The sequence below is a fragment of the Nocardia sp. NPDC050713 genome (genome assembly GCF_040654315.1).
In the GTDB taxonomy this organism is placed as follows: domain Bacteria; phylum Actinomycetota; class Actinomycetes; order Mycobacteriales; family Mycobacteriaceae; genus Nocardia.
Genome location: NZ_JBFAHS010000016.1, coordinates 144092 through 160244, shown reverse-complemented (window position 1 = coordinate 160244; position 16153 = coordinate 144092). Strand labels below are relative to the sequence as shown.

Below are 16153 nucleotides of genomic sequence, written 5' to 3'. Positions count from 1 at the left end.
CAGGCCGCTAGCCGCGGCCGGTGAGATCGAGGGCGATATCGATGATCATGTCTTCCTGCCCCCCGACCAGTCCGCGCCGTCCCGCCTCGGTGAGCAGGGTGCGAACGTCGATTCCATAAGCGGCGGACGCCGTTTCGGCGTGCCGCAGGAAGCTGGAGTACACCCCGGCGTAGCCGAGGGCCAGCGTTTCCCTATCGACCTGCACGGGCCGGTCCATGAGCGGACGGACGAGATCGTCGGCGGCATCGGTGAGGGCGTCGAGATCGGCGCCGTGGTTCCATCCGGTCAGGTCGGCGACCGCGACGAACGCCTCCAACGGCGTGTTGCCCGCGCCGGCGCCGAGTCCGGCCAGCGAGGCGTCGACCCGGGTGACGCCTTCCTCTACGGCGATGACGCTGTTGGCGACGGCCAGCGACAGATTCTGGTGCGCGTGGATGCCGATCTCGGTGCTCGGATCGAGCACGGCGCGGTAGGCCCGCACCCGTTGGCGCACACCGCTCATGGTGAGTCGCCCGCCGGAATCGGTGACATACACGCAGTGCGCGCCGTAGGACTCCATCAGCCGCGCCTGCTCGGCCAGCCCCGCCGGGCTGTTCATGTGGCTCATCATCAGGAATCCGGAGACGTCCATGCCGAGCTCGCGGGCGTAGCCGATGTGCTGCGCGGCGATGTCGGCCTCGGTGCAGTGGGTCGCCACCCGCACCGAGCGCACGCCGAGCTCGTAGGCGCGGCGCAGGTCTTTTATGGTGCCGATGCCGGGCAGCAGCAGCGTGGTCAGCCGAGCGGTGGTCAGCACTTCGGCCGTCGCGGCGAGCCATTCCCAGTCGGTGTTGCTGCCCGGCCCGTAGGTGAGGCTGCCGCCGGACAGGCCGTCGCCGTGCGCGACCTCGATCGCGTCGACGCCCGCCGCGTCGAGAGCGGCGGCGATGTCGGCGACGATCTGCGGGGTGATGCGGTGGCGCAGCGCGTGCATGCCGTCCCGCAAAGTGACGTCCTGGAGGAAAACCTCGGTCATCGCACTGCCTCCCTGGCTCCTCGGGCGATCTGTTCGGCGACGCGCAGCGCCGCGGAGGTCATGATGTCGAGATTCCCGGTATATGCCGGCAGATAGTGCGCGGCGCCTTCGACTTCCAGGAACACCGACACCTGATGCGTCACTGGTCGGTCGCCGACGAGCGTGCGCACCGGGGCGTCCCGCGGCACCGGCGTGATCTGGATGTCCTGCTTGAGCCGATAGCCGGGAACGTACGCCGCGACGGATTCGATCATGGCCCGGATGGATTCGCGCACCGCATCCCCGGCGCGCCGCGCCGGATCGTCGATGAGCGCGAGCACCGTGTCGCGCATGATCAGCGGTGGTTCGGCGGGGTTGAGCACGATGATGGCACGACCCCGCTCGGCGCCGCCGACGGCGGTGATCGCCGCGCCGGTGGTCTCGGTGAACTCGTCGATGTTGGCGCGGGTGCCGGGACCCGCCGATTTCGAGGCGATCGACGCGACGATCTCGGCGTACGGAACCGGCGTGACGCGCGAGATGGCCGCGACGATCGGAATGGTGGCCTGCCCGCCGCAGGTGACCATGTTGACGTTGTCCGCGTCCAGATGCGCGTCGAGGTTGACGGCGGGGACCACGAACGGACCGATCGCGGCCGGTGTCAGGTCGACGAGCCGCTTCCCGTGCGGGGCAAGGGCTTCGGCATTGGCCAGGTGCGCGCGGGCCGAGGTGGCGTCGAACACGATATCGATCTCGGCGAAATCGGGCATGGCGATGAGGCCCCGCACGCCGTCGGCGGTGGTGGGCACCCCGAGCCGCGCCGCCCGCGCCAAGCCGTCGGAAGCGGGATCGATGCCGACCATCGCGGCCATTTCCAGGGTGTCCGAGAGGCGGAGCACCTTGATCATCAAGTCGGTGCCGATATTGCCCGAGCCGATCACAGCGACCTTGGTGCGGGTCATGCGGTTTCCTCCATGCTGAAGCCGACGGTTGCGAGCGTCGCTACGCCGTAACGGATTTCGGAGTGCACGCGCGCGCCGGGCCGCAGCGGCGCCATCGGGCCGAGCGCGCCGGAGAGCACGATCTCGCCCGCACGCAGCGGGTCGCCGAGGTCGCGGGCGGTGCGCGCGAGCCAAGCCAGCGCGTTGAGCGGATCGCCGAGGCAGGCGGAACCGGTTCCGGTGGAGACGATCTCGCCGTCCAGCCGCATACTCATGCTGACTTCGCGCGGCTCGAAATCCGCCAGCGACAGCCGCTGCTCCCCGAGCGCGAACCACCCGCTGGATGCGTTGTCGGCGACGGTATCGCCGAAAGTGATGTCCCAGTCCGCGATTCGGCTGTCGACGATCTCCAGCGCCGCGACGGCGTAGTCCACCGCGTGCCGCACGCTGCGGGCGTCGATCTCTTCGGTGTCGAGATCGGCGGACAGCACGAAGGCCAGTTCCGCCTCGATCTTCGGTTGCAGCAGTCGTGGCCGGTCGGCCAGTGGGATGCGAATGTCCATGTCGGCGAACAGGACTCCGAAGTCCGGCTGGTCGACGCCCAGCTGCTGCTGCACGGCGGGCGAGGTGAGGCCGATCTTGCGGCCGACCACCCGCGCGCCGGATTCGACGCGCGCGCGGACACCGAGCCGCTGCACAGCGTAGGCGACGGCGACGTCGTCGCTGCCGATGAGGTCGCGCACGGGCGCGGCGGGCACGCCGGTGTCCGCGGCCTCGGCGAGCCGTTGCGCGGCGGCCAGGACCGCCGGGCTCTCGGTGACGGTCGAGGTCATCGGGACTCCTCGTAGTCGGAGGTGATCAGGTGCTCGGTGATGCGCTCGGGGAGCGGCGCGTGGCCGGTGGGCAGGCGAAGCTGCCGCGTCAATTCCGCGACGAGCGGCGCGGTTTCGCCGCGCGGCGCGACGCCGAACACGAACCGGTCGGGACGCAGCACCACCACTCCGCCGCGGCGGACTCCGGCCTTGCCGAACCAGCGCACCAGCGCGCCGGTGTGGTCTTCGATGTCGGCCACCGCGTCGCCGCCGCCCCGACCGTCGCCGGGCTTGCCCTGGGGGCGGCTGCCGAGGGGATAGACCGTGACGAAGTGACTGCCGAGCCCGTCCAGCACGGCCAGATCCTCGGCGGAGCACGCCGTGCGCGGGTCGACGCCGTAGCCGAGCACGGCGAAGCCGAGGCCGAGCACGTCGTCGAGGCGGCGATGCCTGCCGTCGTAGGTGCGCACCTCCGGTTGCGGAGCGAGGGTGCCCTCGACCCCGCGCAGCCCGCGCCGGGGCAGACCCAGGTAGGCGTCGCGGCGGAACCGGGGCTCCGGCTTCATTTTCGCCCCGCGGATCCAGCCGCCGAGCCCCGGCACCCGCAGCGCGGTGGTCAGCGCGACGTCACGGAATCGTGCAGCCACCGGGTTGTCCACCGAGACAAGGTTCTTCATCCACACCGACATGGTGATGATGGCTTTGGCGTGCGGGCGGCGCTCGGACTCGTAGCTGTCCAAGATCGCCGGGTCGGCGCCGTGGCGCAGGATCGCGGTCAGCTTCCAGGACAGGTTGTCGGCGTCGCGCACACCGGAGTTCATGCCCTGGCCGATGAACTGGGGCGTCATGTGCGCGGCGTCGCCCGCCAGCAGGATGCGCCCATCGCGCCAGCTGTCCGCGACGACGGCGTTGAAGGTGTAGACGAGCTTGCGCAGCACCTCGACCTCGTCCGGGTCGACGAACCGGGAGATGTGGGCGCGGACGTTGTCGGGGTCCTCCATCTCCTCCTTGGTCTGAGACTCGCGCAGCATGAACTCGAAACGGTGATGTCCGCCCGGCTGCGGACAGGACACGATCGGCAGCTCGGGCTCGCAGACGAAGTTGAAGTACGGCAGGTGCCGGAACGCGTCCACGCCGTCTTTGGCCTTCAGGTCCACCACGAGCCAGCGCTCCGGGAAGCTGGTGCCGGTCATGTCGATGCCCAGCTGGGTGCGCACCACGCTGCGGCCGCCGTCGCAGCCGACCAGGAACTGCGCTCGCACCCGTTCGGAGGTCCGGAGATCGGTCTCGGGTTCCCGTTTGCCGTAGCCGGTGCCCACGCAGGCGGCGTGCTCGACCCCGACACTCGTGGCGTCCTGATCGAAGCCGACGACCTCGCGGCCGCGCCGCACGGTGACGTGCGGGTAGCTGTCCAGCGCCCGCTCGAGGGAGTTCTCCAGATACGGCTGGTAGAGGAAGTTGACCACCGGCCAGCCGAGGGGACGCTCGATCTGGTTGAACTGCGCGAGCAGCGACCCGTCGGCGCGGACCCACTGGACGGTGGAGTCGATGTTCATGTCCGCGGCCAATTCGTCTGCCGCACCGGCTGTTTGGAAGATCCGCATGCCTTCGTCGTCGGTGTAGACGGCGCGGGCCAGACCGTAGTACTCCGGTTCGCGCTCCAGCACGAGCACCCGCACGCCGCGGCGGCCGAGCAGGTTGGCCAGGGTGAGCCCGGTCGGTCCGAGCCCGACGACCACGACGTCGTAGTCGAATTCGCTCATCGAGAAAGTCCTCCCGACAGTTCCGGCACCGTGATCTCCGGCGTGCGTACGGTTTCCAGGGCGCGGCGGAATTGGGCGAATTTGTCCAGCACCGTCTGCCCGACGGTGGTGTGGCCCCAGATGCTGATGCCCTGATAGGTGCTCGGTTCCCAGGTCGCCTCGCGTTCCGGCGTGATGACGATCGGGTTCCAGCCGACCTCGAGTTCGAAGCCGGACGGTGTCACGCAGTAGTAGGACAGCTCACGGTCGTTGGTGTGCTGGCCGACCGACCACGCCATCCGGAACCCGAGGTCGGTGACGCGCTGGAACGACGCGAGCATGTCGTCCAACGTCGCGGACTGAATGTTGATGTGCTGCACCCGGGTTCGGATCGGGTCGATCTTCACCCCGCGCACGTTGGCGATCGCGATCGAGTGGTGGCGCTCGTTGACCCGCAGGAAGCGGATCTTCATCATCAGCCCGGAGACGTTCTCGTCGATGTAATCCGACAGGCGGGAATCGAATACGGTGTGGTAGTAGCCGCGCAGCGACTCCGGCTCCCTGGACACGATCGCGACGTGGCCCATGCCCGCCTCGCCGGTGACCCAGCCCGAGCTGAGCATTCGCAACGGTTCGGGTGTGGTCACCGCGGCCGTGAAGATCTCGGTGGCAACACCTTTGGGCCCGGGGAAACGCCAGAGCCGCTCCACGCCGCGCAGGGCGGCTTCGTCGGCTGTGCCCTCCTCGATCGGAACCCCACGATCGGCGACCCTGGCGATGATCCGGTCGAACGTCTCGTGATCGTCGATCTGCCAGCCGAGGGCGGTCACGTCCTCGGCCGGGCCGCGCTCGATCAGGAATCGGCACGACCGGTCGTCGAGCCGGAAACGCAGGGCGTTGGCGTCGAGCCGGTCGACGTGCATGCCGATCGCCAAGGCGCCGAAGCGATCCCAGTCGGTCAGTCGCTGGGACTGCACCGCGATGTAGCCCAGATGTACCGCTCCGAACACCGAACCGTCGGTGTTCGGGCGCAGGAAATAGTTCACGACTTCGCCTCCAGAAACGCGGTCGCGAGTGCGTTGAACAGGTCCGCGCGCTCCCACTGCACCCAGTGGCCGGTCTTGGCGGCCAGGAACAGGTCGCAGTTGGGCATGCGGTCGGCCAGCATGCGGCCGCCCTCGGGCCGGTTGACCCCATCTTCGGCGCCCCAGATCACCAGCGTGCGATGGTTCACCTTGCCGAGCCGGGGGTCACGGGTGAAGTCCATCCGCCACACCGTCCGCAGCCCAGACGGCCTGCGCAGCGGCGGATTCGCGACCACGTCGGGATCCAGGCTGGCCCGATACCGTTCGTCGATCAGCTCCTCGGTGATCGCGCTCGCGTCGTAGACCAGGTGGTCGCGCACGAACGTGGCGAGTTTCTCCCGGCTCGGGCCGTCGCCGCCGTAGTACGCGAGCAGGGACTGCAAGCCTTTCGTCGGCAGCGCACGGGTGGTGCCGACGCCGCCCGGACCCATCAGGATCAGCCTGCCGACCTTCTCGGGGCGGTCCATCGCCAACCGCAGCGCCGCGGCGCCGCCGTAGGAGTTGCCGACCAGGTGCGCGCTCGGCAGGTCCAGCGCGTCGAGCAGTCCGCCGACCGAAGCGGCGAGATCGCCGAACGGGTCGGACTGATCGATCCGCTTGGTCGAGCGGCCGTAGCCGGGCATGTCCGGGACGATGACCCGGAAGCGCCGCGCCAGCGCCTCGATGTTGCGCGAGTAGTTCGAGAGCCCGGACGCGCCGGGGCCACCGCCGTGCAACAGCACCACCGCCGGGCCCGAGCCGAACTCGGTCAAGAAGATGTCGCGGTCGCCGACTCGAACCGTCCGCCCGGCGTCGACCCCCTTGTCGATGCTTGTCACAAGCCACCTCCACAGTTCAGATGATGAAATCATCAGTTACGAGGAAACTCTTTGTCAAGAGAAAATGATGAGAACATCAGAAAAGATGGTCGAATCAACGGGATGGCTCGATGTCGCGCGCACGGCTGCGCGGCGGGCTGAGAATCGTCTCTGATCGTTTCCTCAGTTACGATTCTCGGGACGATTCCGAGTGGGAGAGGGCCGATGACCACCGAACCCGTAGTGCGCAACCGCGTCGATCGGCGACGTGAGCGCACCCGCAACGCACTGCTCGGCGCGGCGCGCAAGTTCCTCTCGGAGGGGCGTTCGGCCGTCAGCATCCAGGAGATCACCGACGCCGCCGACGTCGGATTCGGTTCCTTCTACAACCATTTCGAATCCAAGGAGCAGCTGTTCGACGAGGCGGTGCGCTCGGCGCTGCAGGTCTACAGCGAGATGCGCGACGCGATCGTGGCGCTCTACGACGACCCGGCCGAGGTGTTCGCGGTCAGCTTCCGCCTGACCGGTCGGTTGCAACGGCAGATTCCCGAGATGGTGAAGGTCGTGCTGAACTCGGGTATGTCGATCATGCTGCGGGACGAGGGTCTTGCGCCGCGCGCCCGTCGCGACATCATCGCCGCACAGGAGGCGGGCCGCTTCGAACCGATGGACCCCGACCTGGCCGTGATGGCCGCGGGCGGTTCGCTGCTCGGCCTGCTGCAACTGCTCGACGCAAAGCCGGACGCCGACGCCGACGCGCTGTCGGACGAGATGGCCTTCCAAATGCTGCGCATGTTCGGCATGAACAAGCGCGCCGCGCAGAAACTCACCTCCACCGAGCTGCCGCCGCTGCCGCAGCTCTGATCGTCAGGGCCGGAAGGCGCGCAGGGCGAGGTCGACGAGCGAGTCGGCGTATTCGGGAGTGAGCGGGCCCGAGCGGTGCAGCCATCGCTGGAACAGCGGGCCGTAGAGCACCTCCAGCACCAGGTCGAGGTCGGCGTCCGCGGCTAGCTGACCGGCTTGCTGCGCGCTGCGCAGGCGGGCCTTCTTGGCGTCGTCCATCGGGCCCGCCAGCTTCTCGCGGTATTGGGCGGCGAGCTCGGGATCGTTGGCGATCTCGGTGTTCAGGGCGCGGATCGGCCGCTCGAAGTCCGGATCGGCGAACTCGGCGACTGTTGCCCGCATGACCAGCTTCAGATCTGCCTCCAGGTCGCCGGTGTCGGGAAGATTCAAGCCCTGCCCGTCCGCGTCCTCGCTGAGCGCGAGGAAGGAGTCGAAGATGACGGCGCCCTTCGACGGCCACCACCGGTAGATCGTCTGCTTGCCGACGCCCGCCCGCGCCGCGATGGCCTCGATCGAGACCTTCCCGTACCCGACCTCGGAGATCAGCTCGCGGGTCGCCGCGAGGATCGCCTGGCGTGAGCGTTCGCTGCGCCGGGAACGGTCCGGCTGGGGGGCATTCGACATGCGTCGAGACTAGCAGGCCAACGAGACGGAACGGTTCGTGTTGACAGAAGGGACCCGAGCGTGCAGGCTATGAGCGAACCGAGACGTATCGTCTCGACAAGAGGAGGTGGCTTTCCATGACGACCGCCAAAGTGTGGTTCATCACCGGCGCTTCGCGTGGCCTCGGCCGGGCGTTCACCGAGGCGGCGCTCGCGGCGGGGGATCGCGTGGTGGCCGCCGCGCGTAATGTCGCGCCGCTCGACGATCTGGTCGCCGAATATCCGGACCACTTGGCTCCGCTCGTGCTGGACGTCTCCGATCGCCGAGCCGTGTTCGACGGCGTCGAGCGTGCGGTGGCGGCGTTCGGCAGGCTCGACGTGGTGGTCAACAACGCGGGCGGACTGCTGTACGGCATGGTCGAGGAGGCCACCGAGGAGCAGATCCGCGCGCACCTCGACGTGAACTTCTTCGGCGCGGTGTGGGTGGTTCAGGCTGTGCTTCCGCACCTGCGCGCGCAGGGATCCGGGCGGATCTTGCAGATCACCTCGATGGGCAGCAGCGGCGGCATGGCGTCCGTCGGCTTCTACGGCGCGGGCAAGGTGGCGCTGGACTCGCTCAGCGAGGCGCTGGCGATGGAGGTCGAGCGGTTCGGCATCCAGGTCGTCATCGTGGAGATGGGCGGCTACTCGACCGGGCTCTTCACCGCGGGGACCACGGCGACCGAACCCCTCCCGCACTACCAGACGTTGCGCGCCGAACTCGCCGAGATGTGGGGCGACGAATCCGGACCCGACCCGAGCAACGCCGCCCCGGTGATCATGGAACTGGCCGCCCTGTCGAATCCGCCCCGGCGACTCATCGTCGGCAGCCAGTCCTACGACCAGGTTCTGGAACTCGACCGCGCCCGCGCCGAGTTGTACCGGGAATGGGAACAGCTCAGCCGGAAGGCCGCGGGGTGAGCCCGGCGAGCCCGATACTGCCCGCGAGGTCGGCGAGGGTGGCGTCGAACAGCGCGTCGGGGTCGCTGACGGGCATCGGGTAGTTGCCGAACACCTCGAGGGTGACGTGTCCGTACAGCCGCGCCCAGAGCGTCATCATCAGATAGGCCACGCCCAAGTCGAGCTTCTCGGCGGGGAACTTCTGACTCGATTCGGCGAGCATCGCGAGCAATTCGGTCTGGAAACCGATCAGATCCTCGCGCAACGCGTCGGGAATCGTGTCGGTCGGCGGGGTCACCAGGTCGTAGGTGGTGAGCAACCGGCCCGCCGCGCCCAGGAAGACGCGGCCGAACGGTTCGTCGAATTGCCTTATCCCGCCGGGGTTCTCGCCATTCGGCGAGGCGAACACGAGGGTGAACTCGTGCGGGTGGGCGAGGGCCCAGCGCCGAAAGCCCTTGCAGATGGCGAACAGTTGCACGACGCCGTCGTCGGGCAACTCGGCGACCTGCCCCGCGAGCTCGTCCGCCAGGTCCACGCAGATGTCGCGGCGCAGCGCGGCGACCAAGTCCTCGCGCGAGGCGTAATGGCGATACAGCGCGGGCGCGGTGATGCCGAGATCGCGCGCGATGGCGCGCAGGGTCAGCGCCTCGGGCCCCTGGTCGGCCAGCACCGTCCTGGCCACCCGCCGGATGTCCGCGTCGTGTATCGCGGGCATCCGGCCCCGTCGTGCGGGTTGTGTCATTCGTATGCGACCTGCCAGCTCTTGATGCCGTTCAACCAGCCCGAGCGTAGCCGGACCGGCTCGGAGACCTCACGCAGGTTCGGCATCACATCCGCGATGGCGTTGAAGATCAGGTCGAGTTGCAGCCGCGCCAGGTTCGCGCCGACGCAGAAGTGCGTGCCGGTGCCGCCGAAACCCACGTGCGGGTTGGGGTTGCGGGTGACATCGAATTCGAAGGGCTTCTCGAAGCGCTCCTCGTCGAAGTTGGCCGAGGCGTAGAACAGTCCGACGCGCTGGCCCTTGCTGATGGCCTGGCCGCCGATCTCGGTGTCCTGCAACGCCGTACGCTGGAAGGCGATCACCGGCGTCGCCCACCGGACGATCTCGTCGGGCGCGGTGCGCGGCCGCTCCGCCTTGTACAGCTCCCACTGCTCGGGGAAGTCGATGAACGCCTTCATACCGTGCGTGGTGGCGTTGCGGGTGGTCTCGTTGCCCGCGACCGCCAAAAGGATGACGAACCAGGCGAATTCGTCCGATCCGAGCGCCTCGCCGTCGAGGTCGGCGGTGACGAGCTGGCTGACGATGTCGTCGGCCGGGCACTTGCGGCGCTCCTCGGCGAGGTTCCACGAGTAGCCCATGATCTCGGCGGTGGCCAGCTTGTGGTTGCCGTCGAAGTCCGGATCGTCGTAGCCCATCATCTGATTCGACCAGTCGAACAGCTTGCCGCGGTCGGACTGCGGCACGCCGAGCAGCTCGGCGATGGCCTGCAACGGCAGCTCGCACGCCACCTGCTGGACGAAGTCGCCGCCGCCGGTCTTCTTGGCCTCGTGGACGATTCGCTCGGCGCGTTCGTGCAGCGCGTCGCGCAGGCTTTGCACGGCGCGCGGGGTGAAGCCGCGGGAGATGATCCGCCGCAGCTTGTCGTGGATGGGCGGATCGGTGTTGACCAGCATGGCGCGCTGGATGTCGATCTCGTCGCGGGTGATGTCGCCGTTGAAGCGGATCACCGCGGTGTTGGCGTTGGTGGAGAACACCTCGGAGTTCTTGGAGATCTCCTTGATGTGGTCGAGCTTGCTGACCACCCAGTACCCGCCGTCGTCGAAGCCGCTGACGCCGTTGGGCTGGGCGACCCACCAGACCGGGGCGGTCCGGCGCAGCTCGGCCCACTCCTCGACGGGCAGACGGCTGGCGAGCAGGTCGGGATCGGTGAAATCGAAATCGTGCGAGATGGATGGCGCGGACACGGTACCTCCTTTGGAACACGTTCCACAGGAGTGAACCACACCACACTCTATTTGTGAACACCATTTAGTAAATCGGGTTCACTTGATCTTCGGATCAGTCCGACGGTGGTCCGGCGAGGATGGCGGTGACGACGTCGACGAGTTCGCTCATCACCTGCTCGGGGCTGAGCTGGACGCCGGAGATGGCGAGCAGGTCTTGGGTCTGATGGACGTCGCCGAGGACTTGGAAGGTCAAGGTCATGGCCTGCGCCAAGCGGAACCGGATGGTGTGGCGGGGGAGGTCGGGGAAGGCGCGGCTCAGCAGGGTCATGAAACGGCGAGCTTGGTCGGCGAATCCCTCGGCGACGGTCGACAGCGCGGGATGGCCGCTGCCGAGAACGCTCGCGATGAACTTGACCCAGGAGCCGCCCTCGCCGGTCGCCATCTCCCACACCGGCAGCACGAACGCCTCCGCCAAGCCGCGGGCGCCGACGACGCCCGACTGCTCCACCTCGTCGAGCAGGGCGGCCCGCCGGGTCGCGACCGCGTCGCTGCGCTGCCGGATCAGCGCCTCGATCAAGGCTTCCTTGGACCCGAAGTGGTAGTGCACCGCGGCGACATTCGCGCCCGCGGCCGACATCACGGCGCGCAGCGACACCGCGTCGATACCGCGTTCGGCGAACAGTCGCTCGGCCGCGAGAATCAGGCGCCGGTCGGTCGGCATGGCTAGTTCTTCTTCGCTGATTCGAAGCTCGGCACGGTCCGCTGCGCTGGTCACCTGCTGCATTGTAGTGACCGTTCGCCCAGCGCAGACGTTATCTCTATCAACTGATGCAATCACTTGATAGAGTGCCGTTCGTGAGTACGATCACCGTTCCTGCCCACGACTTCTCGGGACTGACCGCTCTGGTGGCGGGCGATCCGTCCGACACCGTTCCGGTCGTGGAGGTCTACACCGGAACGGTCGTCGCGCGACTGCCGCAGTCCTCGCCCGCCGATGTCGCCGCGGCGTTCGACCGCGCCCGCGCCGCCCAGGCCGAATGGGCGCGCTGGCCGGTGCGCCGCAGGCTGGCCGTCTTCGAGCGCTTCCACCGCCTGGTCCTGGAGAACCACCGGACGATCACCGATCTGATCCAGATCGAGACGGGCAAGGCGCGCCGCATGGCCTTCGAGGAGCTGTGCGACATCCCGATGGTCATCGGCCACTATCTGAAGCGCGCGCCGCGACTGTTGCGTCCCGTTCGGCATCCCGGCGCGATACCACTGGTCAGCACCTCCACCGAGATCCGCAAGCCGCGCGGGGTCGTCGGCGTGATCGCTCCGTGGAACTTCCCGTTCGCGATCGGCTACTGCGACGCGATCCCCGCGCTGATGGCCGGAAACGGAATCGTGCTCAAGCCGGACAACCGGACTCCGCTCAGTCCGGCGTTCGGTTTGCGGCTGCTGCTCGAGGCTGGGCTTCCGGAGGGACTCGTTCAGATCGTCTGCGGCGACGGGCCGGTGGTGGGCCCCGCGGTCGTGGACGGCGCGGACTTCGTGATGTTCACCGGATCGGAGGCGACCGGTCGGCTGGTGGCCAAGCAGGCGGGGGAGCGCCTCGTCGAATCGTGCCTGGAATTGGGCGGCAAGAACCCGATGATCGTCTTGGCCGACGCGGATCTACCCGCGGCGGTGCACAGCGCGATCTCCGGGGTCTTCGACAACACCGGTCAGCTGTGTTTGCACATCGAGCGGATCTACGTGCACGAATCGGTGTATGCGGCTTTCCGCGACGAGTTCACCGCGCGCGTCGCGGCGCTGCGGGTCGGGCCCGGCTACGACTTCGACATCGAGATGGGCGCTTTGGTCTCGGCCGATCAGTGCGCCCGCGTGGCGGAGCAGGTCGAGCAGGCGAAAGCCGGTGGCGCGCGGGCGCTCACCGGCGGTCACGTCATGCCGGAGCTCGGGCCGACGTTCTACGCGCCCACGGTGCTCGAGGGCGTCACCGCGGAGATGGACGTCTTCGGGGCGGAGACCTTCGGTCCTGTCGTCGCGCTGTACCCGTTCTCGACCGTCGACGAGGCGGTCGAGCTCGCGAACGACACACGGTACGGGTTGAGCGCGAGCGTCTGGGGGCGCGATCTGTCGGCGGCGCGCGCGGTCGGTGCGCGGCTGGCGGCCGGACACGTGAATGTCAACGACTCCGCCGCGCTCGCCTACGCCGGAAAGAGCGCGCCCTCAGGCGGATTCAAGGCGTCGGGGATGGGAGTCCGCAACGGCGACGCCGGTCTGCTGAAATTCACCGAGTCGACGAACGTGGCGACGCTGAAGCGGCAGGTGCTCGGCCCGCGACCGGATCAGTCGTACGACGCCTACCTCGACCGCACCCTCACGACGCTGTCGCTGCTGCGCCGCTACCGCATCCGCTGACAGGCGAAACCGGCTGTCCACCAGCCGGTTTCGCCTTGTTCGTCAGCGGTCGAGCCGCTCCGCGGCCAGGGCGCGCACGGCCTTCTTGTCGGGCTTGCCGAGACCGGTGAGCGGCAGCTCGTCGATGACGAGGACGTGCTTGGGCACCTGGACCGAACCCTTGCGCTGCCGGACGGTCTCCTGAATCTCCGCGATCATCGTCTCCACGGCGGTCGCGTCGTTCGGTGCGGCGGGATCGAGCACGACGACCGCGGTGACCGCCTCACCCCAGCGCGGATCGGGCACCCCGACGACCGCGACGTGCGAGACCGACGGATGCTCGGCGACGACGTCTTCGACCTCGCGAGGAAAGACGTTGAAACCGCCGGTGACCACCATGTCCTTGCTGCGGCCGACGATGTGCAGGAACCCGTCCTCGTCCTGGCGGGCCAGATCGCCGGTGCGCAGCCAGCCGTCGCGGAAGGTCTCCGCGGTGGCCTCCGGCTTGTTCAGGTAACCCGCCGCGACCAGCGGTCCGGAGACGCAGATCTCGCCGACCTCGCCGGGCGCGGCGACCTTGTCGTCGGTATCCAGCAGCGCGACGCGCAGCGCCGCCGAGGGACGACCGCACGAGGTGAGCCGCGCCGAATCGTGTTCGCGCTTACCGAGATAGCTGATGGCCATCGGCGCCTCCGACTGCCCGAAGTACTGCGCGAAGATCGGCCCGAAACGCTCGATCGCCTGGGTCAACCGGGTCGGGTCGATGGCCGAGGCGCCGTAGTACACCGTCTCCAGCGACGACACGTCGCGGATCGCGAGATCCGGGTGGTCGAGCAGGGCGTAGAGCATCGACGGCACCAGCATGGTCGCGGTGATCTTGTGCTCCTCGATGGCGCGCAGCACCTCGCCCGGTTCGAAGCGGGGCAGCACCACGCACTGACCGCCGAGCAGGACGACCGGGAGGAAGAAGGCCGCGCCCGCGTGCGAGAGCGGCGTGCAGATCAGGAATCTCGGCCGCTGCGGCCATTCCCATTCCGACAGCTGGATCTGGGTCATCGTCGCCATGGTGCTCGCGGTTCCGATGACGCCCTTGGGTTTTCCCGTGGTGCCGCCGGTGTAGCTGATCGAGATGACGGCGTCGGGCGGCAGGTCGGTGGCCTCGATCGGCTCCGCGTCGAACGCCGCAGCGGCGGCCGTCAGATCGACGCCGACATCGGCCAGTTCCGGCGGAACGGCGCCGAGCACGAGGACCCGCTTCAGCTCCGGCACCCGGTCGACCAGTTCGCGGGCTCGCTGCACGAAGGCGGGCACCGGGTCGAGCACCAGGGTGGTGATGCCCGCGTCGGCGAGCACGTAGGCGTGATCGTCCAGCCCGCCCATCGGGTGCAGCGCGGTGCGCCGATGACCGCGCACCTGCCCGGCGCCGATGGTGAACAGCACCTCGGGCCGGTTGAGCGCGAGGACGCCGACCGGCGTGCCGGTGTCGACTCCGTTGGCCGCGAACGCGGCGACGTAGCGGCTGATCGCCTCCAGCACATCGGCGCCGGTGAGGACCGTGTCACCGAGGGTGAGCACCGGATCGTGGCGGTGCCTGCGTAGCCCGGCGAGCAGGCTGTGACCGTTGTGCACCGGCAGGCGCAGGTGGGCGTCGAGATCGATTGTCGTCATAGGTGTTTCAGCTCCGAGCACTCGTCGTTGACCGTCGTTGGGCACGTGGGTGCCTGCGCCTCGCTGACGCTCGGCTTCGGCATGCGCGAAGCGCGCCGCAACACGATTCGCTCACTCCGTTCGCTCATGCCTGCGCCTCGCTGACGCTCGGCTCCGGCATGCGCGAAGCGCGCCGCAACATGATTCGCTCACTCCGTTCGCTCATGACGGCCCCGCGTACAGTGTGACGACGCAAGCGCCGCCGAGGCCGAGATTGTGCGCCAAAGCGATTCGCGCGTCCGGCACTTGCCGATCCGCGGCGAGCCCGCGCAGCTGCCAGCAGAGTTCGGCCGTCTGCGCGAGTCCGGTGGCGCCGAGCGGGTGACCCTTCGAGATCAGTCCGCCGGATGGGTTGACCACCCAGGCGCCGCCGTAGGTGGTGGCGCCGGACTCCACCAGCGCACCCGATTCGCCCTCCCCGCACAGGCCGAGCGCCTCGTAGGTGATGAGTTCGTTGATCGAGAAGCAGTCGTGCAGTTCGATCACGTCGACCTGGTCGATGGTGATCCCCGCGGCCTCGAGGGCGCGACCGGACGCGGCGCGGGTCATCGGCGCTCCGACGACATCGATCATCGACCCCGTGGCGAACGCGGACTCGCCGTCGGTGACCAGCTCCTGGGCCAGGATCTCCACGGCCTGCCCCTCCAGACCGAGTTCGCGCACCACGTCCTCGCTCACCAGCACGGCGGCCGCGGCGCCGTCCGACATGGGCGAGCACTGCGAGCGGGTCAGCGGACCGTGCACCGGCACATCGGCGAGCACCTGCTCCAGCGTGTAGGCATTCTGGAACTGCGCCAAGGGATTACGCGTCGAGTTTTCGTGGTTCTTCACCGCGACGGCGGCCAGTTGTTCGGGCGTCGTGCCATAGCGCTTGCCGTGCTCGAGCGCGGCGTTGCCGAAGAACTGGGTGGTCATCGGCGCGGCGCCGAAGTCGTAGTGCGCGGACATGACTCGCAGGTGCCCGTCGACGGTGGTCGTCTTCGGCGGTGTCGCGGGGCCTGCCATGGCTTGCTTGGTCATCTGCTCGAACCCGACCGCCAGCGCCACGTCCGCGAGACCGGCGCCGATCCACTCGCGCGCCAGCACGAGCGCGGTGGAGCCGGTGGCGCAGTTGTTGTTGACGTTGACCACCGGAATGCCGGTCATGCCGACGTCGTACAGCGCGCGTTGCCCGGCCGCCGAGGGCTGGAAGACATAGCCGACCGCGGCACGCTGGACCCGGTCGTAGCCGATCCCCGCGTCGCCCAGCGCGCCGCGCACCGCCTCGCCGACCATCTCCGGGTAGGTCCACGGCTTGGACCCGATCTTGACGAACGGCGTCATCCCGACACCGACGACGTAAACCCGCCGCATCTTCGA

At 68.5% G+C, this 16153-nt stretch carries 15 protein-coding genes; 3 read left to right on the top strand and 12 right to left on the bottom strand.

Annotation, left to right across the window (positions count from 1 at the left end):
• Positions 1-7 precede the first annotated feature (7 nt).
• The 6 genes from dmpG to AB0H49_RS26910 are packed head-to-tail and all read right to left on the bottom strand — an operon-like array spanning position 8 to position 6392.
• Entirely contained in the window at positions 8-1015 is a 1008-nt protein-coding gene (gene dmpG / locus AB0H49_RS26935) for a 4-hydroxy-2-oxovalerate aldolase (RefSeq protein ID WP_357255426.1), read from the bottom strand.
• Positions 1012-1956, bottom strand: a complete 945-nt coding sequence (locus AB0H49_RS26930; RefSeq protein WP_357255423.1) for an acetaldehyde dehydrogenase (acetylating) — start codon at positions 1954-1956, stop codon at positions 1012-1014. The genes dmpG and AB0H49_RS26930 overlap by 4 nt, the downstream gene beginning before the upstream one ends.
• Positions 1953-2768, bottom strand: coding sequence for a fumarylacetoacetate hydrolase family protein (locus AB0H49_RS26925; protein WP_357255420.1), 816 nt, complete (start codon positions 2766-2768; stop codon positions 1953-1955). Before AB0H49_RS26925 ends, AB0H49_RS26930 begins: the two co-directional genes overlap by 4 nt.
• Positions 2765-4510 carry a bifunctional 3-(3-hydroxy-phenyl)propionate/3-hydroxycinnamic acid hydroxylase gene (locus AB0H49_RS26920; protein WP_357255417.1) on the bottom strand — a complete coding sequence of 582 codons (1746 nt, stop codon included), beginning with the start codon at positions 4508-4510 and terminating at the stop codon, positions 2765-2767. Before AB0H49_RS26920 ends, AB0H49_RS26925 begins: the two co-directional genes overlap by 4 nt.
• Positions 4507-5535 (bottom strand): VOC family protein, encoded by a 1029-nt coding sequence (locus AB0H49_RS26915; protein ID WP_357255414.1) that lies wholly within the window; start codon positions 5533-5535, stop codon positions 4507-4509. The genes AB0H49_RS26920 and AB0H49_RS26915 overlap by 4 nt, the downstream gene beginning before the upstream one ends.
• On the bottom strand, positions 5532-6392 hold the full coding sequence (locus AB0H49_RS26910) for an alpha/beta fold hydrolase (RefSeq protein ID WP_357255412.1): 861 nt from the start codon (positions 6390-6392) through the stop codon (positions 5532-5534). The genes AB0H49_RS26915 and AB0H49_RS26910 overlap by 4 nt, the downstream gene beginning before the upstream one ends.
• Positions 6393-6596: 204 nt before the next feature.
• On the opposite strand from AB0H49_RS26910, the gene AB0H49_RS26905 reads away from it, so the two are divergent.
• On the top strand, positions 6597-7235 hold the full coding sequence (locus AB0H49_RS26905) for a helix-turn-helix domain-containing protein (protein ID WP_355003156.1): 639 nt from the start codon (positions 6597-6599) through the stop codon (positions 7233-7235).
• Positions 7236-7238: 3 nt separating this feature from the next.
• Here the strand turns inward: AB0H49_RS26905 and AB0H49_RS26900 are convergent, their stop codons facing one another.
• Entirely contained in the window at positions 7239-7838 is a 600-nt protein-coding gene (locus AB0H49_RS26900) for a TetR/AcrR family transcriptional regulator (protein WP_357255409.1), read from the bottom strand.
• A gap of 116 nt (positions 7839-7954) precedes the next feature.
• Here AB0H49_RS26900 and AB0H49_RS26895 point away from each other — a divergent pair, with 116 nt between their 5' ends.
• The gene (locus AB0H49_RS26895; RefSeq protein ID WP_357255406.1) at positions 7955-8776 is read left to right on the top strand and encodes an SDR family NAD(P)-dependent oxidoreductase; all 822 of its coding nucleotides are present in this window, start codon (positions 7955-7957) and stop codon (positions 8774-8776) included.
• Here AB0H49_RS26895 and AB0H49_RS26890 read toward each other — a convergent pair.
• The 3 genes from AB0H49_RS26890 to AB0H49_RS26880 form a co-directional block, all read right to left on the bottom strand.
• Positions 8754-9497: a TetR/AcrR family transcriptional regulator gene (locus AB0H49_RS26890; RefSeq protein ID WP_357255403.1), complete on the bottom strand. Its 744-nt coding sequence runs from the start codon at positions 9495-9497 to the stop codon at positions 8754-8756. The two genes, AB0H49_RS26895 and AB0H49_RS26890, sit on opposite strands and share 23 nt — an antisense overlap.
• Positions 9494-10720 (bottom strand): cytochrome P450, encoded by a 1227-nt coding sequence (locus AB0H49_RS26885; protein ID WP_357255401.1) that lies wholly within the window; start codon positions 10718-10720, stop codon positions 9494-9496. The genes AB0H49_RS26890 and AB0H49_RS26885 overlap by 4 nt, the downstream gene beginning before the upstream one ends.
• A 94-nt stretch (positions 10721-10814) precedes the next feature.
• Entirely contained in the window at positions 10815-11423 is a 609-nt protein-coding gene (locus AB0H49_RS26880) for a TetR/AcrR family transcriptional regulator (RefSeq protein WP_355003460.1), read from the bottom strand.
• A gap of 134 nt (positions 11424-11557) precedes the next feature.
• On the opposite strand from AB0H49_RS26880, the gene AB0H49_RS26875 reads away from it, so the two are divergent.
• A complete protein-coding gene (locus AB0H49_RS26875) occupies positions 11558-13108 on the top strand; it encodes a succinic semialdehyde dehydrogenase (RefSeq protein ID WP_357255399.1) in 1551 nt (516 codons plus the stop codon).
• 42 nt (positions 13109-13150) lie between these two features.
• On the opposite strand, the gene fadD8 is transcribed toward AB0H49_RS26875, so the two are convergent.
• Positions 13151-14755, bottom strand: coding sequence for a fatty-acid--CoA ligase FadD8 (gene fadD8, locus AB0H49_RS26870; RefSeq protein ID WP_357255396.1), 1605 nt, complete (start codon positions 14753-14755; stop codon positions 13151-13153).
• A 201-nt stretch (positions 14756-14956) separates the two neighbouring features.
• Entirely contained in the window at positions 14957-16147 is a 1191-nt protein-coding gene (locus tag AB0H49_RS26865; protein ID WP_357255394.1) for a beta-ketoacyl synthase N-terminal-like domain-containing protein, read from the bottom strand.
• Between the last annotated feature and the right edge of the window lie 6 nt (positions 16148-16153).

Excerpts from the sequence above, each read along its gene's own strand:
- dmpG (WP_357255426.1), bottom strand. The coding sequence starts at position 1,015 with ATGACCGAGGTTTTCCTCCAGGACGTCACTTTGCGGGACGGCATGCAC.
- AB0H49_RS26930 (WP_357255423.1), bottom strand. The coding sequence starts at position 1,956 with ATGACCCGCACCAAGGTCGCTGTGATCGGCTCGGGCAATATCGGCACC.
- AB0H49_RS26925 (WP_357255420.1), bottom strand. The coding sequence starts at position 2,768 with ATGACCTCGACCGTCACCGAGAGCCCGGCGGTCCTGGCCGCCGCGCAA.
- AB0H49_RS26920 (WP_357255417.1), bottom strand. The coding sequence starts at position 4,510 with ATGAGCGAATTCGACTACGACGTCGTGGTCGTCGGGCTCGGACCGACC.
- AB0H49_RS26905 (WP_355003156.1), top strand. The coding sequence starts at position 6,597 with ATGACCACCGAACCCGTAGTGCGCAACCGCGTCGATCGGCGACGTGAG.
- AB0H49_RS26900 (WP_357255409.1), bottom strand. The coding sequence starts at position 7,838 with ATGTCGAATGCCCCCCAGCCGGACCGTTCCCGGCGCAGCGAACGCTCA.
- AB0H49_RS26895 (WP_357255406.1), top strand. The coding sequence starts at position 7,955 with ATGACGACCGCCAAAGTGTGGTTCATCACCGGCGCTTCGCGTGGCCTC.
- AB0H49_RS26890 (WP_357255403.1), bottom strand. The coding sequence starts at position 9,497 with ATGACACAACCCGCACGACGGGGCCGGATGCCCGCGATACACGACGCG.
- AB0H49_RS26880 (WP_355003460.1), bottom strand. The coding sequence starts at position 11,423 with ATGCCGACCGACCGGCGCCTGATTCTCGCGGCCGAGCGACTGTTCGCC.
- fadD8 (WP_357255396.1), bottom strand. The coding sequence starts at position 14,755 with ATGACGACAATCGATCTCGACGCCCACCTGCGCCTGCCGGTGCACAAC.
- AB0H49_RS26865 (WP_357255394.1), bottom strand. The coding sequence starts at position 16,147 with ATGCGGCGGGTTTACGTCGTCGGTGTCGGGATGACGCCGTTCGTCAAG.